We start from the raw sequence: 26,533 nt of genomic DNA on the forward strand, positions 1-26,533 counted from the left end.
CGTGGCAGCGGATTACCCGATCTGCCCATTCCCCAGATGTTTCACCCTGCGCTTCACCTCTTCCTGCTTACCGGCGTTAAACGGACGGGCATCCGGGCTGCCGAGGTAGCCGCACACGCGGCGGGTCACGGAGACGCGGGCTGCGTCGTGGTTACCGCATTTCGGGCAGGTGAAGCCTTTGCTGGTGCATTCGAACTCACCGGTAAAGCCGCACTCGTAGCACTCGTCAATTGGCGTGTTGGTTCCGTAGTACGGCACGTGCTGATAGCTGTAATCCCACACGTCTTCCAGCGCCTTCAGGTTGTGCTGAATGTTCGGGTACTCGCCGTAGCAGATAAAACCGCCGTTCGCAATGGGCGGATAGGCCGCTTCAAAGTCGATCTTGTCGTACGGGTTCACCTTCTTCTCCACATCGAGGTGGAAGCTGTTGGTGTAGTAACCTTTGTCGGTCACGCCTTCCACGATGCCGAACTCGGCGGTGTCCAGACGGCAGAAGCGATCGCAGAGGTTTTCGCTCGGCGTGCTGTACAGGCTGAAACCGTAGCCAGTTTCCTCTTTCCACTGGTCTACCGCATCGCGCAGGCGCTGCACAATCGCGATACCTTTCTCACGCAGGGCGTCGTTGTCATAGATGTGCTTGTCGCCAAACAGCGCGTTAATCGTTTCGTGAATGCCGATATAGCCAAGAGAGATCGATGCGCGACCGTTTTTGAAGATCTCCGACACATCATCGTCCGCCTTCAGGCGCACGCCGCAGGCTCCTTCCATATAGAGAATTGGCGCGACGCGGGCTTTCACCCCTTCAAGACGGGCGATGCGGGTCATAAGCGCCTTACGTGCCAGCTGTAAACGTTCATCCAGCAGCGTCCAGAAGGCCGCTTCATTCCCTTTAGCTTCCAGCGCGATGCGCGGCAGGTTCAGGCTGATGACGCCCAGGTTGTTGCGCCCGTCGTGGATCTGCTCGCCGTTCTCATCTTCGTACACGCCGAGGAAGCTGCGGCAGCCCATTGGCGTTTTAAACGAACCGGTGACTTTCACCACCTGGTCGTAGTTGAGTATGTCCGGGTACATACGCTTGCTCGCGCACTCCAGCGCCAGCTGCTTGATGTCATAGTTCGGATCGCCATACTTGTGGTTCAGGCCGTCGCGAATGGCGAACACCAGTTTCGGGAACACCGCCGTTTTACGGTTTTTACCGAGGCCGGAGATGCGGTTGCGCAGAATAGACTGCTGGATCAGGCGTGATTCCCAGCTGGTGCCGAGGCCAAACCCGAAGGTCACAAACGGCGTCTGGCCGTTGGCGGTGTGCAGCGTGTTTACCTCATATTCCAGCGACTGGAACGCGTCGTAGCACTCTTTCTCGGTGCGGGAACGGGCGTAACCGTCGGCATCCGGGATCTGCCACTCTTCCGCCGTTTTACGGTGTTTGTTGAAGCTCTCGGCCACGAACGGGGCCAGCACTTCATCGATGCGGTTAATGGTGGTGCCGCCATAGATGTGGCTCGCCACCTGGGCGATGATCTGCGCCGTGACCGCCGTCGCGGTGGAGATGGATTTCGGCGGCTCAATCTCGGCGTTACCCATTTTAAAACCGTGGGTCAGCATGCCTTTCAGGTCGATCAGCATGCAGTTAAACATCGGGAAGAACGGCGAGTAGTCGAGATCGTGATAGTGGATCTCACCGCGCTCGTGCGCAGACACCACGTCGCGCGGCAGCAGGTGCTGGCGGGCATAGTGCTTGGCGACGATACCGGCCAGCAGGTCGCGCTGGGTTGGGATCACTTTGCTGTCTTTGTTGGCATTTTCATTGAGCAGCGACGAGTTGGTTTGCTCTACCAGGCCGCGGATCTCCTGGTTCAGGCGACCGCGTTTCTCACGCTGGACGTCACGGTCGTGACGATACTCAATGTAGGCGCGCGCCAGCTGCTTGTACGGACCAGACATCAGCTGGTTTTCAACCGCGGTCTGGATCTCGTTGATATCCACCTGGCTGCGTTCATGCATCTGGCTGCTAACGACTTCTGCGACGGTGGCGCAGTAATCTGCGTCATCGACTCCCGCTGCTTTAGCTGCACGCAGAATGGCTTCTTTGATGCGCTCTGATTTAAACGGCACTTTACAGCCATCACGTTTCATCACATGCGGTGTCATGATCACTCCATTTTAAAAACAGGTTATCCACAAAGGTGGAGAAGTATTCACCGGACGTATTCCTCGCCGCGGCAAAGACTTCCCGCGTGCCCAGCTCGTGTTATCCACAATTCCGGCCAGCGTTCGCGCCGTCTTGTTGTTGGAATAGTAGACGATAAATACAAGATGTTGGGTCGGCGTGCATTTTAAGTGCTACATATAGTGATTTGCATCAAACAAGTTTGCGATTTTTTTGATGCAGAACAAAGTAAAAAGACGAGAGTACAAACGGCGGGCGCTGGGGCAATTGTAAAGACTCGAAGGAAAAATCTGATTAATTATTCAACAAAAACAAGCGCTCAGCAGAGCCTGTGCTGAGCGCTGCTCGATTAACTCACCCCGCAGGCCCAGCTCAACCCTGCCTGCAAAAAGGCTACGGTAACGATGCAGCCCAGTACCAACGGGATGAGAAGAGAGCTTTCGGGGGCATCGTCCTGTTTTTGAGAACCTTCATTACTCAGCGCAGACATCGCCTCTTCCCGCGTACGCGCCGCCAGCAATTGCTCACGCACCCGCTCATCCGTGAGTCTGCTGGTCAGCGTCGTCAGCAGGTGCATATGCGTACTGCCTGCTTCCGCTGGCGGAATGGCGAGCAGGAAAACCATCCTCACCTCTTCATCACCCTCCAGCCCCGGCCAGCATATCGGATCGTCAAAGAGCGCCAGACAAAATGCCGCCTGTTGCACCGCCTCGGTTTTACCGTGCGGGACGGCGAGCGCTTCACCCAGCGCGGTAGGGCCTTCACTTTCACGTTGTAAAACGCTTTCGATAAATGCCTCTCGATCGTTGATGACCTTCCGCCTGGCGAGCGGCTCGGTGAGCCAACGGATCACTGCTTCCGGCGTGCGTTGGGGCGGGTTGATAAACACCAGATCGGGATGCGTCAATGCCAGCAAGTTCATATTAAGCCTCAATCAAAAAATCGCAGGTTGCGGAGGGGAGGATCGCCGTTACCGGTTGCATCGGCTCTTCCAGATAGTTGATCTGCCGTAACACTGCCAGACTTTCCGGGACGGGAGCCGGTTGTGTCCCGGCGTTAAATACGCGTAAGACGGTGCCATGCAGCAGCTGCGCATGGGGCAGAGCGGAAAGGATGAGCGGCTCCGGCACGGTCAGTAGCGAGAACTCTGCCGGAAGCCTGCGCTCGGGCAGACGCAACGAAAAACGCTCAAGACGGTGATCGAGCGTGTGTAGCGTTTGCCGTTGGTAGGTGAAGGGCTGTCCAGCCGCCTGATTTTCCAGCTGGCGCAGCGTGAGGTGGTCGGCGTTGTCGGCCAGCGCGACGGTGAATGAAAAGCGCAACGGTTTCAGCAACTGGGCATCAGGAGTCTCAACCACCGTATTATTGATGCCGGAGGCCCGACCCGGTCGCCATTCGAGATCGCTGCGTCCGAGCACGCCCGTCGATTTAAACATCGTCAGGGCAATAGCAGCGGGTTCGCTGCCGATAATCTGAAATTCTTTCATGCCACGGCTAGTCACAACCAGCGCTTTACCCGGTTCCGTGACAGCGATAATGCCCTCGCTGGTTTCGATATCCACGGGCTTCTCGCGATAGCGTTCTTGCCAGTGTTCACCGTCATATCCCGTTTCGCGCTGGATGATTGCGAAGGGCTGTGAGGCGATAGCGTGACGGGTGTGAACATCGCTGCCGATCAGTAAACGTAGCCGGTGATCGCAGTGGCTGTTTTCCAGCGAAGCCTCGACATACAGATTCGGATCGTCGTGGCGTAATTCGCAGACCAGACGAATGGATAACGGCGTTCGGGCCGTATCCTGACGGCTGGCGAGATCCTGCGGAAGACGCATTGTGGCCTCGACGGTCAGCTTTTCGACAAGCGGCGTTTTTACGCCGTCGACGAGCGTAAAATGCGAACAGCGCGTCGGCGCGTCGCCCGCAAGCGGTGAGAAATCGTAGCTGTCGCCCGCGTCCGCGCAGTCTTCAAAGGTAAAGAAAGAGGGGATACGTCTGCCGCTGCGTTTGTCATGCAGGGTAAGCGTTCCGGCATCCAGCGACAGTCGATAATGCGCATTCTCAATCTCGCTGCCCTTTATCTTTTCAGACGCCAGGAAAGGTGCAGGGTCTTCTTCAACGTTAACGGTGAGATAGCCGATCGGCGGCAGAACCGGTGTCTTTACCGCAACGTGCCAGCGGTAATAAGGGAGAAGGGGCGTCTCGCACTCGCCCTCGGCGGTAAGGGAGATCGCCGTTCCGCCGGGCAGAATGTCTCTTTCCAGGACGTCGAAAGGGATGGGCTGCCCCTGATGCGTCAGGGCGATATTATCCGCCCGGCTATACAGGGTGGTTATCACCACGCGCTGCGTTGGGGTAGCTAGCGGGTTAAAGATCAGCAGGTCGCCATCCTGAACGCAGGCGGCGGCCAGGGTTTTCACCACCAGATTCCACAGGCTATGGCACAGCTGTTCGGTTTGTTCCAGTCGATGCAGAATGTCGCGGTTGGTGGCATCGCTATTACAGCCGCCAATGGAATCGTGGGCATGGTTTCGCAACAGCTTTTTCCAGAGGGTGTCGACTACCGCGAGGTTGACCGGAATCCCCTGGTGACGCGCCATTGCGATTGTCGGCTCCAGCTGTCGCAGGATGAACTGTTCAACCTCATCGTTTTTCTTTTTGATGTCGTAGCGCACGGAGCCGATCGTTTTATGGATGCGGGTGTAGCGCGGCGATTTCAGCTCCCCTTCCAGGAGCTCAAACTGTTCACGCTGCGCGCGAAGGGTTTCTACATAACGCTCCAGAGAGCTGATGAAGTAACGGTCCTGATCCGGGGACTGTGCGCTGGCGACCTCCAGGATTTTCGGCAGCGCCGGGTCGATGCTGACCTGATCGCCGCCGCAGGGCAGGAGCAGGTCGTTTAGACCGGCCCGTGAACGCAAAAGTGTGGTCATCGGGTAGATTTTTCCCCGGAGATGGGAGGCTTCCGAACGCATGTTTTTAGCCGCGCCATAACCGAGCGCCATCGCACAGGCGATGACGGTCGCACCTGAGGGTGCGCGCCAGAGGAACTGGCTGCTTTTGGCGTGCCTGTCGTGATCGATACCGCGCCAGAAGACGATATTGTCGATATTGCAGCCCTGCAAGATCGTGGGCATTTGCGCATTGTGGCCAAAGGTATCCGGAAGATACCCAACCTGCATCGCATGCCCCAGCGTCCGGGCAGAAAAAATGCCGTACTTCAGGTTGCGGATAATCGATTCGCCATGCACGTTGTAGGTGTCCGTCTGGGTATACCATGGCCCTACGAAGATCCTTTTTTCCCTGACCAGCTTTTCCAGCCTGGCGCGATAATCAGGATTGATGGCGAGAAAGTCCTCCACTACCGCCATCTGTCCGTCAAGGTGATAGCAGGTGTAAGCGGAGTCCTGCTCCAGCGTGTTGATGACGTCCGCAAAATTATATGACGCCAGCACCATGCTGTCCTGACGGGTGAAATACCACTCCTGATCCCAGTGCGTATGGGCAATGACGTGGATCTGATTCATGACGTTCCCCTTATCTGGCGTTCTTTGGGCTGACATAGAGCACGCCCAGGGCGCAAATCAGTGCGCCAATAAAGACGCTCGCCAGGTAGCCCGCCACGTTGGTTGCCAGCGGCCAGCCCCAGACGGCTGGCAGAGGCAGCGTCTGCTTCACGCCAAGGGTAATGGCGACCAGCGCGCCGGCGACGGCACCGGTCATGAACACCGGGATCAGACGTGGGTTTTTCAGGATGAACGGGATCGCGCCTTCGGAGATCCCAATCACGCCCAGCAACAACGAGGTGCTACCGACGGTTTTCTCTTCCTGGCTAAAGACATCCGGTAATCCAAAGCGGCCGTTGAGGAACGCAGCAAAGCCGACGCCAATGGAGGGGATCACGATGGAGAGTTCGCGGGCGGTTAAATCAAACGTCTCGCTCATGCCATTCAGGCCGAGCGCGACCGAGCCTGCCGCCTTGTTGACCGGACCGCCCAGGTCGAACGCGGTGCCCGCGGCAATCATCGCGGAATAGAACCCGCGCCCGGTGTCACCTGCCGAGGTAAAAAAGACCACCATCAGCTGGTTAAGCGAGCCAAAAATCGGGTTAATCAAATATTCCATGACCATCACCAGCGTAATGCCGGTGATCAGCGGGACGAGCAGCATGGTTTTAATGGTGGTGAGCTGCTGGCGGACGTGAATCGAATCATTGAGCCAGCGCACCAGATAGCCCACAAAAAAGCCGATACCAATGGCGCCGAAAAAGCCGGATGGCATAAAGCCTTCGATATCAAAGAAGCGCTTATAGACTTCGTCTGACATGATGCCGCCAATAAGACCGGGGATGAGTGCCGGTTTACCGGCAATGGAAAACGCCAGATACATCGCAAAAACGGGATACATGAACTTAATGGTCATAAAGCCCACTTTATCCAGCACGCTGAACGGCGAATGTTCGATGTTAATAAACTGCCCGGTTATTTTGGCCGTCGCCATCATCAGCCCGCCCATCACCACCACCGGCAGCATATAGCTGATGGCCGCCATAATATGGCCAATAAAAATCTGGTAAGCCGAACGCTGAAGATCGTCTTCTTGTGCGACAGTGGTGACGTTTTTTTCCTTTGCCAGCGCCTGACGCAGATAGCGATCGGTATGTTTGATCAGCTCTTGTGTGCGGGTTTGAAGGTGAGGAATGTTTTCAAAACGCTCGGCATCCTGAATGGGAACGTCGGTTGCCAGAATAATGGCCGTGGCGGAGGCGATATCCTGTTTTGTTAAGCGGTTTTTAACGCCGTCGCTGCCCTGCGTTTCGACCTTTACCTCGATATTGTGCTCGTTAGCCCATGCAATAATTTTATTCGCCGCCATAAAGGTGTGTGCGATACCTGTCGGGCAGGCCGTTACCGCGACAACTTTTTGTTTCGTCATTGTCATAATTCCCTGGATGTGAAAACAGGGGAAGTATAAAGAGAACCTAAAACAGTTTTTAATGTTTGCTAATACTAATTACGTATCGTGATACGCGTAAATGCAATGTGTGAAGCGCCTTCCAGAGACTATTTCTCTGTTGTGTTAATATCATCTCGGGATTAAACGGGGCGTAATAGATGAATTCATTCCAGGGAAGTGAACGTTTGATATTTGAATACATTCAGCATCATGCGTGTAATATTTCTAATATATCGGCAAAAGAGATTGCCCGTGATACCTTTACCACGACAACATCCGTTAATCGTGTATGTAAAAAAATGGGCTATAAAAGCTATACCGAGCTTCGGTACCGTTTTTTACGCGACCATTTTACACCTGCACCTGCTACACCCGACGTGGGGCCGCAGCCGGATAATATTGTGACAGACGTGTCCAGGTTGCTTACGCATTCCAGCCATATCTATCTTTACGCACGGGGAGCCTCGCTCACCAGCCTCAACTACCTGTCGCGCTTTTTGTCGCTGGCGAGCCTGCCGCACCTTATTTTGAATGACATGCACCAGTTGACACGCGTATCGAAGGGGACGCTGGTGTTGATCAGTAAATCCGGGGAGACGCAGTCGCTGATTGAAATGGCGCGTAACGCGCTGCGCAAAGGGTTGAAGATTATTGCGATTACCCGTCAGGGGTCGACACTGGCGTCGATCTCAACGCTATGCTGGCCGTTACCAATCGACATTAATGCGGTTTCGCTGTATCAGCGGGAAGGGCAGCTTGAACTGTTAAGCGCCGTGGACCGTATCGGCTGTAGGCTGCTACAGCACGATACGGTGTAGTCAGGCCGTCAGAGCTGCTTCACTATTCCCAGACGTACGGCATAATCATTTTCATGGTTGCCGTCATTATTGATGTACGTTTTATCCAGTGAAACCAGTTCGACGTATGGCGTCCAGCCATCGTCGAGCTTGTAGTTGAACGCGACGGTATGCTCCCAGTAGGTGTCATCCCCGGTTCCCTGATCGACGTTATCCTGCCAGCGGAAGCGCGGGTTATAGGACATACCGAATTTGCCGATGTTATACGCGAACCAAATGTCGAACTGGTGTGACTGGCGGCGAGTATAACCGCTGCCGTCGAGTTCTTTATCGCTGTGCGCGTCATTGACGGTGTTATAGCGGTAACGGGCGGAGAGATTCAGACCGTTATCGAAGGCTTTCCAGCCCTGAATGAAGGGGCGGTAATGCGTATTGCTGGCGGTGAAAACCGTCACCATGCCAGGCGCAACGGCGAAACCATTTCCCAGATCGAAACGCCAGCGCGTTTCGATTTCCTGTGCCGCTTCCGTTAACCCCTTGTCGTCGGGATTATATCTGTCGGTATCACCAAAAAACGTATCATTATGGTTTTGTGCGGCTTCAACGGAGAAGTAAAAACCGTTATTCGCCTGATGCATGACCTTAATGCGTGAATCATTTACGTCTGAGCGCGTATTATGACCAAAGCGAAGGTCGACGGACGTATTTCCGCACCATCCCTGCGTGCTCAATAATAATGCGCTAATACACGTTGCTTTAATAATTATCTTTTTCATAATATCCTGCCGAGGTTATTTAATTGGCAGGCTATTTTTATTTTGAGTGCGCCATATTGTAAAAGTTATCGTCGTACATTTAGCGTATCGCTAAACATAAAAAAAGAGATACAGCATGCTGTATCTCCTGAGGTTTATTCCTGCACCCACCAGATAGCTTCAAACGGGCGCAATAGCAACGTATCGGGTCGGGAGGGAACCTCGTCATAGTTACTGAGTGCCACCCGCCATGCTCCCTCTACGGGGACGGGCTGCCACTGCTGGCGCGCGTGGCTCAGGTTCGCCACCACCATCAGCGTTTGTCCCTGCCACTGGCGGCGGTAGCACCACAGGGAAGGGTGATCCGGAAGCAAATCTTCATAGTCTCCCCACGTCAGTACCGACAGGGTTTTGCGCAGGCGAATCAGCGACTGATAGGTGTAAAACACCGAATCGGGGTCGTCCAGCGCCGCGCGGGCGTTCACGGTTTCGTAGTTGTCGCAGACGCCAATCCACGGCTCGGCCTCGGTAAAGCCCGCATTATGCGAGGCGTCCCACTGCATCGGCGTGCGGCCATTATCGCGTGACTTACTCGCCAGAATCGCCAGTAGTTCATCCGTATCGCGACCGTTAGCCCGCTGTTCGGCGAACATGTTCAGGCTTTCCACGTCGCGGTAGTCGGTGATACGGCTGAAATGCGGGTTGGTCATACCCAGCTCTTCACCCTGGTAGATATACGGCGTGCCCTGCATCCCGTGCAGCACCATGCCGAGCATTTTCGCCGCCGCCACGCGGTGTTCCCCTTCGTCACCAAAGCGCGACACGATGCGCGGCTGGTCATGGTTACACCAGAACAGCGCGTTCCAGGCTTTGTTGTGCATCCCCTGCTGCCAGTGGCGGAAAAGGGTTTTTAGCGCCACGAAGTCCGGCTTCGCCTTCGTCCATTTTTCGCCGCCGGGGTAGTCTACCTTGAGGTGGTGGAAGTTAAAGGTCATCGACAGCTCGCGGCCGTCAAGAGACGCGTACTGTTGGCAGTTATCCAGCGAGGTGGAGGACATCTCGCCCACCGTCATCAGATTACGCGGCGTAAAGACGTCGCGGCTCATCTCCTGGAGATATTCGTGGATGCGCGGCCCGTCAGTGTAGAAGCGGCGACCGTCGCCGAGGGTATCGTCCGGGAAATCCTGATCTTTTGAAATCAGGTTAATCACGTCCAGACGCAAGCCGTCCACGCCGCGATCGGCCCAGAACTCGCACACTTTTTTCAGCTCGGCGCGCACCGCCGGGTTTTCCCAGTTGAGATCCGCCTGCTCCGGTGCGAACAGGTGCAGATAATACTGCTCGCTTTCGGCGTGCCAGCGCCAGGCGTTGCCGCCAAATTTGGAGCGCCAGTTGTTGGGAAGCGTATCCGGCGTACCGTCGCGCCAGATATAGAACTGGCGGTACGGACTCGCTTTATCCAGCGACTCACGGAACCAGGCGTGCTGCGTGGACGTGTGGTTAAAGACCATATCCAGCACGATGCGGATGCCGCGTTCATGCGCCCGGGCAACCAGCTCGTCAAAGTCGTCCAGCGTGCCGTAGGTCGGATCGATGGCAGTGTAGTTCGCCACGTCGTAACCGTTATCCACCTGCGGGGAGATATAAAACGGCGTCAGCCAGATGGCGTCAATGCCGAGGGTTTTCAGGTAGTCCAGGCGCTGTGTCACGCCGCGCAGATCGCCCGTGCCGCTGCCGGTGGTGTCCTGGAAACTCTTTGGGTAAATCTGATAGATGACGCCGTTCTGCCACCAGTGAGGAAGGGTATTCATAGTACGTTCCTGCAAATGCGAAGGGGCGCAACTGCGCCCCGAAAGAGAGAATTAAACAATCTGCAACGTGCCCTGACGGAACTTACGCTGGTAAACCACAGTAGTCAGCGCCATTGGGATGATAATCGCCACCGCCATCGCCAGCGCAAATACCTGCCAGAACGCGGGCTGGATGGAGAGGATACCCGGCAGGCCGCCGACGCCAATCCCGTTCGCCATCACGCTGTTCAGGCCGCACAGCAAGCCCGCCAGACCGGAGCCGATCATCGCGCAGAGCATCGGGAAGCGGTATTTCAGATTGATACCGTACATCGCCGGTTCAGTGACGCCGAGGTAAGCGGAGATGGCAGCCGGAACGGAGATCTCTCGCTCGTTGTGCTTACGGCTGACGATGATGATGCCGGTTACCGCCGAGGCCTGCGCAATGTTAGACAGGGCGATGATCGGCCAGACAGGCGTACCGCCGAGGCTCTGGATCATCTGCATATCAATCGCCAGCGTGGTCTGGTGCACGCCGGTGATCACCAGCGGAGCGTAGAGGAAGCCAAACAGCGCGGCACCGATTGGCGCGAAGCTGCCGGTCATCAGGTGACGGACCGCGAAGGCCACGCCGTCGCCAATCATGCGGCCAAACGGACCGATAAAGGCGTGCGCCAGGAACACCGCCAGGATCAGCGAGCAGACCGGGACCACCACTAGATAGAGGTAATCCGGCACGATGCGCTTCAGGCGCGTCTCAATAAAGCCCAGCGCCAGGCCCGCCAGCAATGCCGGGATCACCTGCGCCTGATAGCCGACTTTGGCGATGGTAAACAGGCCGAAGTTCCACACCTCTGGCGTTTGCTGACCAAGTAAGTAAGCGTTCATTAACTGCGGAGAGACCAGCGTCACGCCGAGCACGATACCGAGAATTGGCGTTCCGCCCATCTTGCGCACCGCGGACCAGCAGATCCCGACTGGCAGATAGAAGAAGATCGCTTCGCCAATCAGCCACAGGAAGTCATAGATGCTTTGCAGCGCCGGGTACATCTGCGCCAGGGTTTTGCCGTCGCTCATTGGCACATCGCCGATGACGTTACGGAAGCCCAGAATTAAGCCCCCGCTGATCAGCGCTGGCAGCAGCGGGAAGAAGATCTCCGCAAAATGGGAAATCAGCTGCTCATGCCATTTCATATTCTGGCGCGCGGCCTTCTTCGCCTGCTCTTTATCGGCGGAAGAGTGCCCGGTAGTCGCCAGCAGAGCCTGATAGTAATCGCCCACTTCGGTACCAATCACCACCTGAAACTGCCCGGCGTTGGTGAAGCAGCCTTTAACCATAGAAAGCTCTTCAATGGCCTTCGGGTTGGCTTTGGCCGGATCGTTCAGCACGAAGCGCAGGCGGGTAATGCAATGGCTGACGGTGGCGATGTTATCGCGTCCGCCGACCAGGACGATCAGCTGATCGATATCTGTTTGTTTGACTTTACTCATCATGAAACCTCATGACAGATGGTGATAGGGGTTATGACCTGTGCGCAAGCCTACTCCTTCAACGTGACGGCGAAAATGGGAACGTTCCCGAAATCGGGCGAAGATCACAATAATCTATTCAAAAGAATTATGAGAGATGGGCTGGAATAACGATCTGACGGGGCTCGGTACGCCCGGTAATCTGCTCGATCAGCTGCGCGGCAGCCTGCCGGCCAGACTCGGCGTAACCCGGATCAACGCTGATAATCTCCGGGTGTAAGAACTTCATCAGCGGCGTGCTTCCCACGCTCGCTAATTGCAGTTCCCCGATGCGCTGCTCCTGCAAATATTTGCTCGCACCCAATGCAAGGGTATCCGTGGCGCATACCAGGGCGGTGGTTTGTGACGTCAGCACGCTGGCGACCTGTTCATATCCCTGTTTCATACCCAGACCGGGCAGCGCGGCCACGGCGGGAAGATTGTGTTTTTTACAAAACGCCAGGTACGCTTCATGGCGACGCTTGCCGGTGGTGATGTCAGCATGCGGCACGCCGAGATAGCTAATATGCCGATGGCCCTGTTCATACAGGCGCTGCATCAGGATCACGATCGCCCCTTCGTCATCGTAACAGACAGAGGCAAACCCGCTGGCGTCGCGCGCCAGCAGCACCAGTGACGGCTGCCAGGGTTTAAGCACGTCCTCTTTTAGGCCGGTAAATCCGAACAGCACCACCCCATCAATATTACGGCGCTGAAGCATGCCGAGATGCTCCTCCACCATTTGCGCGGAGAACTTGCTCTCCATCATGATCGGATCGTAGCCCTGCTCGTAGAACGCGGGCAGCATCGTCTGTACGGCGAGGTTTTCGGAGAGGGAATCCAGACGCGAGACAATAATGGCGACCACTTTATCGCTCTGCCCGCGCATGGCGCGCGCGGAGCGGGAAGGGGAAAAACCGTGCTGATTCATCACCGCCTCGACGCGCTCGCGTGTGCGCTCGCTGACACCGCTTTCGTTGTTCAGCACGCGTGAGACAGTCGATTTCCCCACGCCGCTTAAACGCGCGATATCTTTAATCGTAAGGCGGTTCTGCATGCTGTATTCCCTGTAACAACGATAAAATAATCAATTGAGCCTAATGCTATCCTGCGAATTCGCTATGGGCAAAGTCTGGTTTACGTTCGGTTTATTTGCAGGGCGTTATAATACCGCCCGATTAGTCACAAACGGTATGGATAAATCACTATACTGCGTGCCGATACCCAACTTTTTACTTACCGGAGGCCACATGGATCCCGATCCCACACCTCTCCTGACCAGGAGAAAACCTTCTTTCCGGTAAGCCAGCCTTTTGCTGTCTCACCGGCGTGAGGCAGCAACGTTCATACGTTCCTGCTTGATAAATTAAGTGCCTGACAGGTACGGCTTTGCCACGCCTGCGGGAAAACTGCGTCCGCCTTTGCGGATGCGGGGGAATGACTATGCTGAAAAATATCACCCGGCAGCTGCAAGCGCTGCTGAGCCGTCACCTGCCACATCGCCTGATTGCGCGCGATCCGCTGCCAAATGCCAACACCATGGCGGGAGCGGCAATCCCCGCTTCCCTGACCGAGCGCTGCCTGAACGTGGCGGCGATGGATGAAAACGAAGTCTGGCGCGCCTTTGGCGGCCACCCGGAAGGGCTGAACGCGCAAGAAGTGTCAAAAATCCGCGCGGAACATGGCGATAACCAGATCCCGGCGCAGAAACCCTCTCCCTGGTGGGTCCACCTGTGGCTCTGCTACCGCAATCCGTTCAACCTGCTGTTGACGGTGCTCGGGATTATCTCTTACGCCACTGAAGATCTGTTTGCCGCAGGCGTGATTGCCCTGATGGTGGGGATCTCCACGCTGCTGAACTTTATTCAGGAAGCGCGCTCCACCAAAGCGGCGGACGCCCTGAAAGCGATGGTCAGCAACACCGCCACCGTGTCGCGCGTGATTAACGACCTCGGCGAGAACGCCTGGATTGAGCTTCCCATTGACCAGCTGGTGCCGGGCGATCTGGTGAAGCTGGCGGCGGGGGACATGATCCCGGCGGATTTACGCGTCATCCAGGCGCGGGATCTGTTCGTCGCGCAGGCGTCACTCACCGGTGAGTCCCTGCCCGTAGAGAAGGTAGCGCGGACCCGCGATCCGCAGCAGATGAACCCGCTGGAGTGCGACACCCTGTGCTTTATGGGCACCACGGTGGTCAGCGGCACCGCGCAGGCGATTGTCACCGCCACCGGCGGCAATACCTGGTTTGGACAGCTTGCCGGACGCGTCAGCGAGCAGGAGAGCGAGCCGAATGCGTTCCAGAAAGGCATTGGCCGCGTCAGCATGCTGCTGATCCGCTTTATGATGGTCATGACGCCGATTGTCCTGCTGATCAACGGCTACACCAAAGGCGACTGGTGGGAAGCGGCGCTGTTCGCGCTCTCCGTGGCCGTTGGCTTAACGCCGGAAATGCTGCCGATGATTGTCACCTCCACGCTGGCGCGCGGGGCGGTCAAACTCTCTAAACAAAAGGTGATCGTTAAACACCTCGACGCCATCCAGAACTTTGGCGCGATGGACATCCTTTGCACCGATAAAACCGGCACCCTGACGCAGGACAAAATCGTGCTGGAGAACCACACCGACATCGCCGGAAAAACCAGCGAGCGCGTGCTCCACAGCGCCTGGCTGAACAGTCACTATCAGACCGGGCTGAAAAACCTGCTCGACGTGGCGGTGCTGGAAGGGGTGGACGAGGAGTCTGCCCGCACGCTCTCCGGTCGCTGGCAGAAGGTGGATGAAATCCCGTTCGACTTCGAGCGCCGCCGCATGTCGGTGGTGGTCAGCGAGCAGGCGGACGTACATCAGCTGATCTGCAAAGGGGCATTGCAGGAGATCCTGAATGTTTCCACGCAGGTGCGCCATAACGGCGAGATCGTGCCGTTGGATGAGACCATGCTGCGCCGCATCAAACGCGTCACCGATAACCTGAACCGTCAGGGGCTGCGCGTGGTGGCAGTAGCCAGCAAGTTCCTGCCTGCGCGGGAAGGTGACTACCAGCGTATCGATGAATCCGATTTGATCCTCGAAGGTTACATCGCATTCCTCGATCCGCCGAAAGAGACCACCGCGCCGGCGCTAAAAGCGCTGAAAGCGAGCGGTATCACCGTCAAAATCCTCACCGGCGACAGCGAGCTGGTGGCGGCCAAAGTGTGCCACGAAGTCGGTCTGGACGCGGGCGACGTCGTCGTGGGGAGCGACATTGAGCACCTGTCCGACGATGAGCTGGCCGAGCTTGCCCAACGCACCACGCTGTTTGCCCGCCTGACGCCGATGCATAAAGAGCGCATCGTCACTCTGCTGCGTCGCGAAGGGCACGTAGTGGGCTTTATGGGCGACGGCATCAACGATGCGCCAGCCCTGCGTGCGGCGGATATCGGTATCTCCGTGGACGGCGCGGTGGATATTGCCCGCGAAGCGGCGGATATCATTCTGCTGGAAAAGAGCCTGATGGTGCTGGAGGAGGGCGTCATCGAAGGGCGTCGCACCTTCGCCAATATGCTCAAATACATCAAAATGACCGCCAGCTCCAACTTCGGCAACGTGTTCAGCGTGCTGGTGGCGAGCGCGTTTCTGCCGTTCCTGCCGATGCTGCCGCTGCATCTGCTGATCCAGAACCTGATGTACGATGTCTCTCAGGTAGCGATCCCGTTTGATAACGTGGACGACGAGCAGATCCAGAAGCCGCAGCGCTGGAACCCCGCCGATCTGGGGCGCTTTATGCTGTTCTTTGGGCCGATCAGCTCTATCTTCGACATTCTGACCTTCTGCCTGATGTGGTTTGTGTTCCATGCGAATACGCCAGAACACCAGACGCTGTTCCAGTCCGGCTGGTTCGTGGTGGGACTGTTGTCTCAGACGCTGATTGTGCACATGATCCGCACCCGCCGCATTCCGTTCATCCAGAGCCGTGCCGCGTGGCCGCTGATTGTGATGACGGGGATTGTGATGGCGCTCGGGATCGCGCTGCCGTTCTCGCCGCTGGCAAGCTACCTGCAACTTCAGGCGCTGCCGCTGAGCTACTTCCCATGGCTGGTGGCGATCCTCGCGGGCTACATGGTGCTGACGCAGATGGTGAAAGGGTTCTATGCGCGCCGGTATGGATGGCAGTAACGGCAAGCCCGGTGGCGCTGCGCTTACCGGGCCTACGATCCGAACGTAGGCCGGGTAAGGCGAAGCCGCCACCCGGCAGCTGGCTTTCCTCCCAAATTCAACAACCTGTGATCTCCGTCGGCGCATTCGCTTGACGACAATTTGAGCGCATGTTAACAGAATGTTTTGCCTGTATTTGGCCCGTCAGATAAGGAACATTCATGTTACGGTACAGCCTCTTAACCGCCGGGCTCATGCTCGGCGCCTCCGCCTTTGCCGCCCCGGCAGGTGACCTTCCCTTAATGCCCTGGCCTGCGAAGGTTGAACGTCCGACCACTCAGGGCGCGCTGGTGCTTAACAATCAACTCTCTGTGAGCGTCAGCGGCGACGATCTGGGGGATGCGGTCAACCGCCTGCGCCAGCGCATTGCGCTGCAAACCGGCTGGACGCTACAGCCGCAGGCCGAAAAACCTGACAAGCCGACCATCCGCATCGCCATCGCCAAAAAGGTGAAGCCGCAGCCGCTGCCGGACAGCGATGAGAGCTATAAACTCACGGTGGACGCCAACGGCGTAAATATCTCTGCCAACACCCGCTTTGGCGCGCTGCGCGCCATGGAAACCTTGCTTCAGCTGATGCAGAACGGCGCCGAAAACACCTCGATCCCGTGGGTGACCATTGAAGATTCGCCGCGCTTCCCGTGGCGCGGGCTGCTGCTCGATTCGGCGCGCCACTTCCTCCCGATTCCGGATATTAAACGCCAGATCGACGGCATGGCCGCGGCCAAACTCAACGTCCTGCACTGGCATTTGACGGACGATCAGGGCTGGCGCTTTACCTCGAAACGTTATCCAAAATTAACCCAGCTTGCCAGCGATGGGCTGTTCTACACCCCGGAGCAGATGCGCGAGATTGTGCGTTACGCTGCCGAGCGCGGCATACGCGTGGTGCCGGAAATTGATATGCCGGGCCACGCCTCGGCGATTGCCGTCGCCTACCCGGAGCTGATGAGCGCGCCGGGGCCTTACGCCATGGAGCGCCACTGGGGCGTGCTGAAGCCGGTGCTGGATCCAACCAAAGAGGCAACTTATACCTTTGCCGACGCGATGGTCAGCGAACTGGCGGCGATCTTCCCGGATCCGTATCTGCATATTGGCGGCGATGAGGTTGACGACAGCCAGTGGAAAGCGAACGCTGCGATCCAGACGTTTATGCGCGACAACAAACTGGCGGACAGCCACGCGTTGCAGGCGTATTTCAACCGCAAGCTGGAGACGATCCTTGAGAAGCACCACCGGCAGATGGTTGGCTGGGATGAGATCTACCATCCCGATCTGCCGAAAAGCATTCTGATCCAGTCCTGGCAGGGACAGGACGCGCTGGGGCAGGTGGCGCAGAACGGTTATAAGGGCATTCTATCAACCGGTTTCTACCTCGATCAGCCGCAATCCACCGCCTACCACTACCGCAATGAAATTGTGCCGCAGGGGCTGAACGGCGTGGATGTGATAGCGGACACCGACAGCGTCCAGAGCTGGGCTTTCTCCATGCCGCGTCTGAAAGGCAAGCCGGTGGAAGGCAGCTTTACGCTGGTGAAAGGCGATGCCGGGTGGCGTGGATTTATTGATTTTGCTGGAAAATCGCGTCGGGCGGTGGATAACATTCAGTGGCGGGACGACAACCAGGTAACGTTTACCGTTGATACCTGGATGGGTGAAACGCGTCCGGTCGTTTCTGTTGAGAACGATAAGCTCAGCGGCTATTTCCTGGTGGGTAACGCCCGCTACCCGATCGACGGCACGCGTCTGGACGCGGTGCCAAAAGGCATACCGCCGGTGGTGCCGGACCCGGCGAACGAGGCTAATCTGCTCGGCGGTGAAGCCGCGCTGTGGGCGGAAAACGTGGTCGCGCCGGTGCTGGATATCCGTCTGTGGCCGCGCGCCTTTGCGGTGGCGGAGCGGCTATGGTCGGCAAAGGACGTCAACGACATCGACAACATGTATACCCGGCTCCAGGCGATGGACAGTTGGTCCACGGTGTCGGCTGGACTACAGCAGCATACCCAGCAGCAGGTGCAGTTCACGCGCCTCGCCAACAATGCGGATACCCTTCCGCTGCAAATTCTCGCCCAGGCGCTTGAACCGGCGCAGTATTACACCCGCCAGCATCTTAAGTTCCAGGCCGGAAACTATCATCAGTTTGAGCCGCTCAACCGGCTCGCTGACGCGCTAAACGCGGAAAGTGCGACCGTGCGTCAGATGAATAAATGGGCGGACCGTCTGGTGAGCGACGCGGAAGACACGGAAAGCGCCGACGCGCTGCGCCACGTCTTTAACCGCTGGCAGAACAACACCAGCGATGCGCTGGCCTTGAGTGAAAACAGCTATCAGCTGAAGGCCATTAAGCCGGTGATCCAGGAGGTGGATAAACTGGCCTCGATTGGCCTGAGGCTGACGGATCTGGTGGCGCGTCAGGGCACGCTGGACGACAACGAGATCGCGTCGATCCAGAGCGAACTGGATAACGCGGCGACGATCCAGGACGAGGTGGTGATTGCGGCGGTATATCCGCTGGAGACGCTGCTTAGGGCGACGCGGAATCAGTAACAAATGCGCCCGGTGGCGCTACGCTTACCGGGCCTACGTGACGTGTAGGCCCGGCAAACGAAGTGCCGCCGGGCGTGAAGGCAACTCAGTTCTTCAGCACCCACGCCTCTTTCCAGTGCGCGCCCACGCCCGGCTCAAACTGGTTTGCGGTTGGGCTGTACTGCACGCAGTAGCCGCTATACGGGAACGGTTTACACTCGTAGGTCTTACCGTTTTTAGGCTGTAACACCACGGTGCCCGGTTTGTAGGAGGCAATGCTGTCCGGGAAGATAAAGTCATGCGGGCCGCTGCTGTCCGCCGCGTCGCTTTCCAGCATCAGGTTTAGCACGTCCTGCGCGAACAGGGTGCCGTCTTTGTTGGTGGCGTAGTATTTCAGCATATGGTGGCCCGCCGTGACGTCAGTCAGCGTCATGGTCACGTTTTGATTGACGTTATTCATATCCTGCTTCAGGTAACCTTTTTCGGCACCGTGGTGGTTCATCACGTGCGCTTCAAAATTAACGTCACCCTGCGTGTTCACATGGAAGGTCACAATCACATTGCCATGTTCGATTTTGCTGTATTGCAGATCGGAAACGGCGATGGTCTCGCTCACCTGCGCCTTTTGCTCTTCATAAGAGATGGCAACGGATCTCAGCGTGCTGCCGTCTTTCACGAATACGCTGTTGGCGCCGTGAATCGGGCTGATTTCACCGGCTTCATCTTTCACACCGACGCGGACATCGCTATGAGCGGTGTTGATCTTCTGCGCCAGATCGTAGGACCACTGGTTAGCGTCGCCTTGTTCTGAAGAGCCGGTGGTCATTTCAGTACGCAGGGCGGCAACTTCCCCGTTGGCGTCGAAGAAGCGTGCAATCACTTTATCGCCCACGTTCAGGTTATTCCCGGCAATCTGTCCGCTCAGGGTTTTACTCCACTGGGATATTACCGCTGGGGTATCGTCCGGCGTGACGTTGCCGCCGTTACCGAAATCAACGTCAATGGCCTGATAGAAACTGTTTGTGGTATCCGCAATTTCCCACACGCCATAAATAACCTGGTAGCCCGTACGTTCCGGGACATTACAGGTCATGGATTTTGTCATGGACGGTGCCTGACCATTCCCGTTAATAGTACAGAACGGCGTTAATTCGAACTGGTCACGGGTCAGCGGTTTATTGGGGTCCCAGTTTTGTTTGGTAATGTAATAACGCCAGTTGGTGGTTTTATGCGGCGCGGTATGGTGCCAGACAAATTCATGCGGGCCTGCCGTCATGGGGCTTTTAGTCCAGGCGTTCAGGCTCTGCTTATCAAGCTGGGAGTAGCTGGCAATACCGGCGCTGGCAAGCTGGCCGTCAGGCGGCATTGCGCCCGTCGGGAAGCCGGAGGTCTTTTCTACGCTCTGCGGTTCATATTGTACAGAGCCACAGTCAATATTCTGGCCGAGCTTACACATATAAGCGCGGCTGGCGGGGGATTCTATATATCCGTGTGCAAGTGCGGAAGACGCAACCGCTAATGTGGCAACGGCCAGCGCGATCTTAGAGAGTTTCATTCTTCATCCATTAATTAGAATATAACAAGGCAGCGTCAGTCTATTAATGGAGTGGGGGATGCGTCATTGCCTGGAGAGAGTAAAAATGGTCGCAATAAAAAAGGCAGCCTGAGCTGCCTTCTTTTTATTGAAATAAATTAGCGACGTACGGCAATCGCTTCAATTTCAATTTTTACGTCTTTTGGCAGACGCGCCACTTCCACACAGGAGCGCGCCGGGAAGGTGGCGTTGTGCTCGGTGAAGAACGCTTCATAAGTGGCGTTAACGGTGGCGAAATCGTTCAGATCTTTCACGAACACGGTGGTTTTGACGATATCGCCCACTTTCAGGCCGGCAGATTCGACGATCGCCTGCACGTTTTCCAGCGACTGACGCGCCTGCGCCGCTACGTCGGCTGGCACTTCACCGGTTTTTGGGTTCACTGGGATCTGACCAGAAGTGATGATCATGCTGCCCAGATCAACGCCCTGAACGTATGGGCCGATAGCCGCTGGTGCATTTTCCGTCGCGAGTACTTTGCTCATTTTTTCTCCAGAATTACAGCGTTAAGAATGTTCCCGGCCATTATAACAGCCGGGATTTCATTACCAACCTCAATTAGTTGGCCAGCACCACATAATGAGAAAACTCTTTTTCGCAGTATTTGCATTTGAGTGCAATGTCATTGGCGCGCTTTTTCACTGCGAAACTGGAGGAAACCGGCTCAGCATGACTGATGCAGTTGCTGTTCGGGCAGACCAGCACGCTTTCGATGCGATCCGGCAGGCTTGGGCGGGATTTGCCCACCACGTCGTAATCGTCGATGCGGTTAACCGTGGCGTCCGGCGCGTACAGAGACAGCTGGTTGACCTGCTCGTCGGTCAGGAAAGTGTTCTCGATCTTGATCAGGTCTTTACGGCCCATTTCGCCCGACGGCAGGTTCAGGCCGATGGTGATGCGCTGGTCGGTTTCAGTCAGTTTGAACAGCGTCAGCAGCTTAAAGCCCACCTGCGCAGGGATGTGGTCAATCACGGTGCCACGCTTGATGGCTTCAACCTGGAGTTTGTTATCGTGTGTCATGGTCGTCTCCCCTTACAGAGCTAATTCGCGATTCAGAACCAGTGCCAGTAACGCCTGGCGGGCGAAGATGCCGTTTCCGGCCTGCTGGAAGTACCAGGCGTGCGGCGTTTTATCCACGTCTGTGGTGATCTCATCGATGCGCGGCAGCGGGTGCAGCACCTTCATGTTGTCGCGCGCGCCCTCGAGGTCGCTGGCGCGCAGGACGAACTGCGCCTTCACGTTGGCGTACTCGGATGGGTCAAGACGCTCTTTCTGCACGCGGGTCATGTAGAGAATATCCACGTTGCCCATCACTTCTTCTATGCTGGCGTGCAGGCTCCACGCGATGCCTTTTTCGTCCAGCATATCGAGAATGTACTGCGGCATCGCCAGCGCGTCCGGCGCGATGAAGAAGAAGCGGTTGCCGTTAAATTTCGCCAGCGCCTGGGTCAGGGAGTGGACGGTGCGGCCATATTTCAGGTCGCCGACCATGGCGATGTTCAGGTTCTCAAGCGTGCCCTGCGTCTCCTGAATGGTGAACAGATCCAGCAGGGTCTGCGTCGGGTGCTGGTTGGCACCGTCACCGGCGTTCAGCACCGGAATGCCGCCGGAAAACTCGGTCGCCAGACGCGCCGCGCCCTCCTGCGGGTGGCGCATCACAATCGCGTCCACGTAGGTACTGATAACCGAAATGGTATCCGCCAGGGTCTCGCCTTTTTTGCCCAGCGACGTGTTGCTGCTGTCCGAGAAGCCCACCACGCTCGCGCCCAGGCGGTGCATGGAGGTTTCGAAGGAGAGGCGGGTGCGGGTCGAGGCTTCGAAGAAGCAGCTCGCAATCACCTTGTGCTTCAGCAGCTCCGGTTGCGGATTGGCCTTCAGTTTTGCCGCGGTTTCCAGAACCAGTTCCAGCTCTTCGCGGCTGAGGTCGTTTATGGAAATGATGTGTTTTTGATAAAGCGGATTCATGTTTATCTCCTGACGCCGGGCAAAAAAAAGCCCCTCAAATGAGGGGCTCTGGGAATAGGTTTAGCAACGGGAAGAAAAACGGCAGGCCAGCGTCTGATTTCAGACGCGGTAAGACGTTATGTCGTACACGCTTGACCATGCTTCCTCCCGGCAAATTGTCGGGCATTATACGCAGCTCGCTTTTGGGATCAAGCGATTTAATGCACGCTTTACTCAATGCAAACGGTTCTTTATGAATATTAATGCGTTCTGAGTAAATAATTAATTTGCTTATGCACCAGCGCGGTGCGCTTCACCACGCGGGGCGCGACCCAGACAATACTGCTTCCGGCCACCACGCCTAAAATTTCCGGTAACTGGTGATAATCCAGAATACGCGCCACCGCGCGGCCATATCCGGCGACGGTATGGATAAGGATAAATTCGCTGTTGTGCTCCACGCTCACCACCATTTCAGAGACGGTACGCGCCGCGTCGGGGGCCGGGCGCAGCTGGGGATTCAGCGAATAAATCTTTAGCCCTTTGGCATTGCGAATTTTTATGACACCGAGCAACTTGAGCAGACGTGAAACGGTGGACTGGCTGATGGTCTCAAAACCCCGCTCCTGTAAGTCGCGGCGGATCTCCTCCTGGGAGAGATAGCTCTTTTCCGCGATCAGACGCTGGCAGACCGTTAGCTGTAGTTGCTCTTTGGGAGAGTACTCTTCGTAATCCATCATAGTTCCCATATCAGTTCCCGAAATAACCGGTGGCACCGCACCGATCCGTAGGCCGGATAAGCGCAGCGCCATCCGGCAAATTACAACAGGGCGCCCAGGCTTAACGCCACCATAATCACCACCGTTAAAATCCCCAGCAGCGGCGCGACCCATTTCAGATAGCGCACGTAGGGCACGCGGGCGATAGCCAGCCCGCCCATCACGACGGCAGAGGTGGGAGTGATCAGGTTAACGATGCCGGACGCCGACTGGTAAGCCGTAACCACCAGGTCGCGGTTGACGTTAGCGAAATCGGCAAGGGGCGCCATGATCGGCATCGTCAGAACGGCCAGGCCGGACGAAGAAGGCACAAGAAACGACAGCACCACTTCCAGCCAGTACATCACGTTGATGAACGCCACCGTCGACAATCCGGTGACCATTCCCTCGGCGCTGTGCAAAATGGTGTGGGTAATCATGCCCTTATCCATGATCACTACGATACCGCGCGCGATGCCGATAATCAGCGCGACGCCCAGCAAATCTCGCGCGCCGTTGATAAAGGTTGAGGTCAGCTCCTCTTCGCTCATGCGGGCGATCAGCCCGACGATAATCGCGCTGGCGAGGAACACCGCCGAGATCTCCGCCATCCACCAGCCCAGCACCGCCACGCCGTAGATCATCACCGCGAAGGCGAGGGCGAAGATCACCAGGATGAGTTTGCGCACCGGGGTAAACTCCAGCGACTGCTCGCCCTTGTTGCCGAGGAAGTGGGCGCGGTTCTCTTCCTGCTTATCCGCCACGATCGACAGCGACGGATCCTTGCGCACCTTGCGGGCATAGCGCATTACCCACGCCACGCAGATGATCCAGCCGATCACCAGCAGCGCGATGCGCAACATGATGCCGTTGGTGAAGGGGATCCCGGCGGCGTTGGCGGCGATCACCGTGGCGAACGGGTTGATGGTGGAGCCGAGGGTGCCGATCCCCGCGCCGAGCAGCACGGTGGACGCAGCAACCACCGGATCGAACCGCGCCGCCAGCATCACCGGCACCAGTAAGGTATAGAAGGGCAGCGACTCTTCTGCCATGCCGTAAATCGTGCCGCCTGCGGCAAACAGCGCCATCAGGATCGGGATCATCCACTCTTCGCGGCCGCGTAGTCGGGTGGTGACGCGCTCGATCCCGGCGTCTATCGCCCCGGTTTTAGTGACGATCCCGAGGAATCCCCCGATGATCAGAATAAACAGCGCCACGTCGATGGCCCCGGCCTGGCCGGACTCCGGATCGTACAGCCCGGCAATCGGCGCCATCAGCACCGAAACCAGCCCCTGCGGGTGCGCTGCCACGTGCGCGTAGGTGCCAGCAACCGGCACTTCTTTACCGAGCGCCTCGTTCATTGCCATATGGTACTGCCCGGCCGGAATAATCCACGTCAGCACGGCAACCACGGCAATCAGAAAAAAGAGAATGGTGTAAGCGGAGGGAAACTTGAACTTGCCCATGATGTTCTCCTGAACCCGGCGCACCCCGCGGCGCGCCGGGCGGTGATTAGTCGCCGAGTGTCGCCACCATGACCGCTTTAATGGTGTGCATGCGGTTCTCTGCTTCGTCGAAGACGATGGAGTTCGGTGATTCGAAGACCTCTTCCGTCACTTCCAGCCCCTTCAGGCCGTACGCCATTTCGATTTCGCGGCCCACTTTGGTGTGCTCGTTGTGGAACGCTGGCAGGCAGTGCATGAACTTGACGTTCGGGTTACCGGTGGCCTTCATCACGTCCGCGTTAATCTGATAAGGCTTCATCAGGCTGACGCGCTCGGCCCAGGCTTCCTTCGGCTCGCCCATGGAGACCCACACGTCGGTGTAGAGGAAATCGGTGCCCTGCACGCCTTCCTCCACGTCGTCGGTGAGGGTGATGCGTGCGCCAGTCTCTTTGGCGATGGCGCGGCACTGCTCAACCAGGCCCGCCTCCGGCCAGAAGGATTTCGGCGCCACAAGGCGGATATCCATCCCCATTTTGGCCGCGCCGACCATCAGGGAGTTACCCATGTTGTTCCGCGCGTCGCCGAGATAAGCAAAGCTCAGCTCCGGCAGGGTTTTGCCCGGAGAGTGCTCCAGCATGGTCATCAGGTCGGCGAGAATTTGGGTGGGGTGGAACTCGTCGGTCAGGCCGTTCCACACCGGCACGCCCGCGTACTCGCCCAGCTCTTCAACGATGGCCTGGCCGTAGCCACGGTACTCGATGCCGTCATACATGCGGCCCAGCACGCGGGCGGTGTCCTTCATCGACTCTTTGTGGCCAATCTGCGATCCGCTTGGGCCGAGGTAGGTGACCTGCGCGCCCTGGTCGAACGCACCCACTTCGAAGGCGCAGCGGGTGCGGGTGGAGGTTTTTTCAAAGATCAGGGCGATGTTTTTCCCGACCAGGGTTTGTTTTTCGCGTCCGGCTTTTTTGGCGGCCTTCAGCTCGATGGCGAGATCGATCAGGTACTGGATCTCCGCCGGGGTGTAGTCCAGCAGTTTCAGGAAGTTGCGGTTTTTCAGGTTAATGGTCATGGGGAAATCCTTTTTAAAATTTAGCTTCTGATGCCCTCACCCCGGCCCTCTCCCACAGGGAGAGGGGGCGTACATTCCCTCTCCCTTTGGGAGAGGGTTAGGGTGAGGGGAAAACGACTCAGTTACGAATCAACGTGCCTTTCTCGCCCGCCAGGATCTCCGCGCCGTCATTCAGCGCGCCGATCCCGGCAATGCCGTTGCAGGCCTCAACAAACTCGCGGCAGGCGGCCACTTTCGGCCCCATCGATCCGGCGTCGAACTGCATGCCTCTGAGCAGCTCCGGCGTCACCTGCGCCAGCGGGCGCTGGGTTGGCTTGCCCCAGTCGAGGTACACCGCGTCGGCATCGGTGAGGATCAGCAGGGCATCGGCCTCGATCTGGCGCGCCAGCAGGGCGGCGGAGAGGTCTTTGTCGATCACCGCCTCGATCCCGCGATAGCCGTTGGCGTTTTCCACTACCGGCACGCCACCGCCGCCGTTGCAGATCACCAGGTGGTCGCGCTGAATCAGCGCCGTGATGGCGTCGCTCTCGACGATGCGCTTCGGCTGCGGCGACGGCACCACGCGGCGGAAGTAGCTGCCGTCGGCCTTAAACACCCAGCCTTTTTCCGCGGCCAGCGCTTTAGCCTGGGCTTCGCTGTAGACCGGGCCGATGTACTTGGTCGGGTTGCTGAACGCCGGGTCGGCGGCGTCCACTTCCACCTGCGTGAGCAGGACGCTGACCTCGCGCTGGGGCAGATTGTTTTTCAGCGCCTGCTGGAGCATGTAGCCGATCATTCCCTGGCTTTCGGCGCCAAGAACGTCCAGCGGGTAGGGAGTGACTTTGTCGTAGGCGCTGTTTTGCAGCGCCAGCAGTCCGACCTGCGGGCCGTTGCCGTGCACCAGCACCACGCGCCACTGTTCCGTTAAGCCGGCGATGGTGCGGGCGGCCTGCTCAATGTTCTGGCGCTGGATGTCCGCTTCAAGCGGCTCGCCGCGCTTGAGCAGCGCGTTGCCGCCAAGGGCCACAACCAGAGTGGGTTTTCGTTCCATGAT

The 26,533-nt window shown here is 57.4% G+C and carries 20 protein-coding genes and 1 pseudogene; 4 read left to right on the forward strand and 17 right to left on the reverse strand.

All coding sequences use genetic code 11. From position 1 onward, the window contains the following. Positions 1–12: 12 nt before the first annotated feature. The 4 genes from nrdD to LOC22_RS13315 all read right to left on the reverse strand — a co-directional run bounded on the left by nrdD (position 13) and on the right by LOC22_RS13315 (position 7,099). On the reverse strand, positions 13–2,151 hold the full coding sequence (nrdD, locus tag LOC22_RS13300; protein ID WP_230238955.1) for an anaerobic ribonucleoside-triphosphate reductase: 2,139 nt from the start codon (positions 2,149–2,151) through the stop codon (positions 13–15). 368 nt (positions 2,152–2,519) lie between these two features. Beyond that, positions 2,520–3,092, reverse strand: a complete 573-nt coding sequence (locus tag LOC22_RS13305; RefSeq protein ID WP_015572515.1) for a PTS sugar transporter subunit IIA — start codon at positions 3,090–3,092, stop codon at positions 2,520–2,522. Between the two features lies 1 nt (position 3,093). Continuing rightward, entirely contained in the window at positions 3,094–5,691 is a 2,598-nt protein-coding gene (locus LOC22_RS13310) for a glycoside hydrolase family 38 C-terminal domain-containing protein (protein WP_047637811.1), read from the reverse strand. 10 nt (positions 5,692–5,701) lie between these two features. Beyond that, positions 5,702–7,099, reverse strand: coding sequence for a PTS fructose transporter subunit IIC (locus LOC22_RS13315; RefSeq protein ID WP_071842881.1), 1,398 nt, complete (start codon positions 7,097–7,099; stop codon positions 5,702–5,704). Positions 7,100–7,278: 179 nt separating this feature from the next. Between LOC22_RS13315 and LOC22_RS13320 the strand changes: the two genes are divergently transcribed. Further along, positions 7,279–7,938, forward strand: coding sequence for a MurR/RpiR family transcriptional regulator (locus tag LOC22_RS13320; protein ID WP_049134350.1), 660 nt, complete (start codon positions 7,279–7,281; stop codon positions 7,936–7,938). 8 nt (positions 7,939–7,946) lie between these two features. Here LOC22_RS13320 and LOC22_RS13325 read toward each other — a convergent pair whose 3' ends face one another. The 4 genes from LOC22_RS13325 to treR all read right to left on the reverse strand — a co-directional run bounded on the left by LOC22_RS13325 (position 7,947) and on the right by treR (position 13,028). Further along, complete coding sequence (locus LOC22_RS13325) at positions 7,947–8,693, reverse strand: oligogalacturonate-specific porin KdgM family protein (protein WP_017694639.1); 747 nt, start codon at positions 8,691–8,693, stop codon at positions 7,947–7,949. A 134-nt stretch (positions 8,694–8,827) separates the two neighbouring features. Beyond that, a complete protein-coding gene (gene treC, locus LOC22_RS13330; protein WP_017694638.1) occupies positions 8,828–10,483 on the reverse strand; it encodes an alpha,alpha-phosphotrehalase in 1,656 nt (551 codons plus the stop codon). 51 nt (positions 10,484–10,534) lie between these two features. Continuing rightward, positions 10,535–11,953 (reverse strand): PTS trehalose transporter subunit IIBC, encoded by a 1,419-nt coding sequence (gene treB / locus LOC22_RS13335; RefSeq protein WP_020480548.1) that lies wholly within the window; start codon positions 11,951–11,953, stop codon positions 10,535–10,537. A gap of 127 nt (positions 11,954–12,080) precedes the next feature. After that, positions 12,081–13,028 (reverse strand): trehalose operon repressor TreR, encoded by a 948-nt coding sequence (gene treR, locus LOC22_RS13340; protein WP_017383908.1) that lies wholly within the window; start codon positions 13,026–13,028, stop codon positions 12,081–12,083. A 386-nt stretch (positions 13,029–13,414) separates the two neighbouring features. Here treR and mgtA point away from each other — a divergent pair, with 386 nt between their 5' ends. Both mgtA and LOC22_RS13350 read left to right on the forward strand, forming a co-directional pair. Continuing rightward, a complete protein-coding gene (gene mgtA, locus LOC22_RS13345; RefSeq protein ID WP_020480537.1) occupies positions 13,415–16,123 on the forward strand; it encodes a magnesium-translocating P-type ATPase in 2,709 nt (902 codons plus the stop codon). A 200-nt stretch (positions 16,124–16,323) separates the two neighbouring features. Next, a complete protein-coding gene (locus LOC22_RS13350) occupies positions 16,324–18,708 on the forward strand; it encodes a beta-N-acetylhexosaminidase (RefSeq protein WP_047364815.1) in 2,385 nt (794 codons plus the stop codon). Between the two features lie 85 nt (positions 18,709–18,793). Here the strand turns inward: LOC22_RS13350 and gbpA are convergent, their stop codons facing one another. From gbpA to LOC22_RS13375, 5 genes are all read right to left on the reverse strand, one after another. After that, positions 18,794–20,242 carry an N-acetylglucosamine-binding protein GbpA gene (gbpA, locus tag LOC22_RS13355; protein ID WP_230238956.1) on the reverse strand — a complete coding sequence of 483 codons (1,449 nt, stop codon included), beginning with the start codon at positions 20,240–20,242 and terminating at the stop codon, positions 18,794–18,796. 137 nt (positions 20,243–20,379) lie between these two features. Further along, positions 20,380–20,766, reverse strand: a complete 387-nt coding sequence (ridA, locus tag LOC22_RS13360) for a 2-iminobutanoate/2-iminopropanoate deaminase (protein WP_003863373.1) — start codon at positions 20,764–20,766, stop codon at positions 20,380–20,382. A gap of 73 nt (positions 20,767–20,839) precedes the next feature. After that, a complete protein-coding gene (pyrI, locus tag LOC22_RS13365) occupies positions 20,840–21,301 on the reverse strand; it encodes an aspartate carbamoyltransferase regulatory subunit (RefSeq protein WP_003863370.1) in 462 nt (153 codons plus the stop codon). 12 nt (positions 21,302–21,313) lie between these two features. After that, positions 21,314–22,246, reverse strand: a complete 933-nt coding sequence (pyrB, locus tag LOC22_RS13370; protein WP_003863368.1) for an aspartate carbamoyltransferase — start codon at positions 22,244–22,246, stop codon at positions 21,314–21,316. Between the two features lie 34 nt (positions 22,247–22,280). Continuing rightward, positions 22,281–22,385, reverse strand: a complete 105-nt coding sequence (locus LOC22_RS13375) for a pyrBI operon leader peptide (protein ID WP_022646880.1) — start codon at positions 22,383–22,385, stop codon at positions 22,281–22,283. Between LOC22_RS13375 and LOC22_RS13380 the strand changes: the two are divergent. Beyond that, positions 22,365–22,482 (forward strand): annotated as a pseudogene (locus LOC22_RS13380) (hypothetical protein). The gene LOC22_RS13375 and the pseudogene LOC22_RS13380 overlap by 21 nt on opposite strands. Before the next feature lie 3 nt (positions 22,483–22,485). Here the strand turns inward: LOC22_RS13380 and LOC22_RS13385 are convergent. The 4 genes from LOC22_RS13385 to arcC form a co-directional block, all read right to left on the reverse strand. Next, positions 22,486–22,965: an arginine repressor gene (locus LOC22_RS13385; RefSeq protein WP_003863366.1), complete on the reverse strand. Its 480-nt coding sequence runs from the start codon at positions 22,963–22,965 to the stop codon at positions 22,486–22,488. 80 nt (positions 22,966–23,045) lie between these two features. Further along, positions 23,046–24,449, reverse strand: coding sequence for a YfcC family protein (locus tag LOC22_RS13390; protein WP_230238957.1), 1,404 nt, complete (start codon positions 24,447–24,449; stop codon positions 23,046–23,048). A gap of 46 nt (positions 24,450–24,495) precedes the next feature. Continuing rightward, entirely contained in the window at positions 24,496–25,500 is a 1,005-nt protein-coding gene (gene argF, locus LOC22_RS13395) for an ornithine carbamoyltransferase (protein ID WP_003863360.1), read from the reverse strand. 118 nt (positions 25,501–25,618) lie between these two features. Further along, positions 25,619–26,530, reverse strand: coding sequence for a carbamate kinase (arcC, locus tag LOC22_RS13400; protein WP_045141856.1), 912 nt, complete (start codon positions 26,528–26,530; stop codon positions 25,619–25,621). Between the last annotated feature and the right edge of the window lie 3 nt (positions 26,531–26,533).

Origin of the sequence: Enterobacter sp. AN-K1, assembly GCF_020971765.1 — a bacterium.
Lineage (GTDB): Bacteria > Pseudomonadota > Gammaproteobacteria > Enterobacterales > Enterobacteriaceae > Enterobacter > Enterobacter hormaechei_C.

Excerpts from the sequence above, each read along its gene's own strand:
- nrdD (WP_230238955.1), bottom strand. The coding sequence starts at position 2,151 with ATGACACCGCATGTGATGAAACGTGATGGCTGTAAAGTGCCGTTTAAA.
- LOC22_RS13305 (WP_015572515.1), bottom strand. The coding sequence starts at position 3,092 with ATGAACTTGCTGGCATTGACGCATCCCGATCTGGTGTTTATCAACCCG.
- LOC22_RS13310 (WP_047637811.1), bottom strand. The coding sequence starts at position 5,691 with ATGAATCAGATCCACGTCATTGCCCATACGCACTGGGATCAGGAGTGG.
- LOC22_RS13315 (WP_071842881.1), bottom strand. The coding sequence starts at position 7,099 with ATGACGAAACAAAAAGTTGTCGCGGTAACGGCCTGCCCGACAGGTATC.
- LOC22_RS13320 (WP_049134350.1), top strand. The coding sequence starts at position 7,279 with ATGAATTCATTCCAGGGAAGTGAACGTTTGATATTTGAATACATTCAG.
- LOC22_RS13325 (WP_017694639.1), bottom strand. The coding sequence starts at position 8,693 with ATGAAAAAGATAATTATTAAAGCAACGTGTATTAGCGCATTATTATTG.
- treC (WP_017694638.1), bottom strand. The coding sequence starts at position 10,483 with ATGAATACCCTTCCTCACTGGTGGCAGAACGGCGTCATCTATCAGATT.
- treB (WP_020480548.1), bottom strand. The coding sequence starts at position 11,953 with ATGAGTAAAGTCAAACAAACAGATATCGATCAGCTGATCGTCCTGGTC.
- treR (WP_017383908.1), bottom strand. The coding sequence starts at position 13,028 with ATGCAGAACCGCCTTACGATTAAAGATATCGCGCGTTTAAGCGGCGTG.
- mgtA (WP_020480537.1), top strand. The coding sequence starts at position 13,415 with ATGCTGAAAAATATCACCCGGCAGCTGCAAGCGCTGCTGAGCCGTCAC.
- LOC22_RS13350 (WP_047364815.1), top strand. The coding sequence starts at position 16,324 with ATGTTACGGTACAGCCTCTTAACCGCCGGGCTCATGCTCGGCGCCTCC.
- gbpA (WP_230238956.1), bottom strand. The coding sequence starts at position 20,242 with ATGAAACTCTCTAAGATCGCGCTGGCCGTTGCCACATTAGCGGTTGCG.
- ridA (WP_003863373.1), bottom strand. The coding sequence starts at position 20,766 with ATGAGCAAAGTACTCGCGACGGAAAATGCACCAGCGGCTATCGGCCCA.
- pyrI (WP_003863370.1), bottom strand. The coding sequence starts at position 21,301 with ATGACACACGATAACAAACTCCAGGTTGAAGCCATCAAGCGTGGCACC.
- pyrB (WP_003863368.1), bottom strand. The coding sequence starts at position 22,246 with ATGAATCCGCTTTATCAAAAACACATCATTTCCATAAACGACCTCAGC.
- LOC22_RS13375 (WP_022646880.1), bottom strand. The coding sequence starts at position 22,385 with ATGGTCAAGCGTGTACGACATAACGTCTTACCGCGTCTGAAATCAGAC.
- LOC22_RS13385 (WP_003863366.1), bottom strand. The coding sequence starts at position 22,965 with ATGATGGATTACGAAGAGTACTCTCCCAAAGAGCAACTACAGCTAACG.
- LOC22_RS13390 (WP_230238957.1), bottom strand. The coding sequence starts at position 24,449 with ATGGGCAAGTTCAAGTTTCCCTCCGCTTACACCATTCTCTTTTTTCTG.
- argF (WP_003863360.1), bottom strand. The coding sequence starts at position 25,500 with ATGACCATTAACCTGAAAAACCGCAACTTCCTGAAACTGCTGGACTAC.
- arcC (WP_045141856.1), bottom strand. The coding sequence starts at position 26,530 with ATGGAACGAAAACCCACTCTGGTTGTGGCCCTTGGCGGCAACGCGCTG.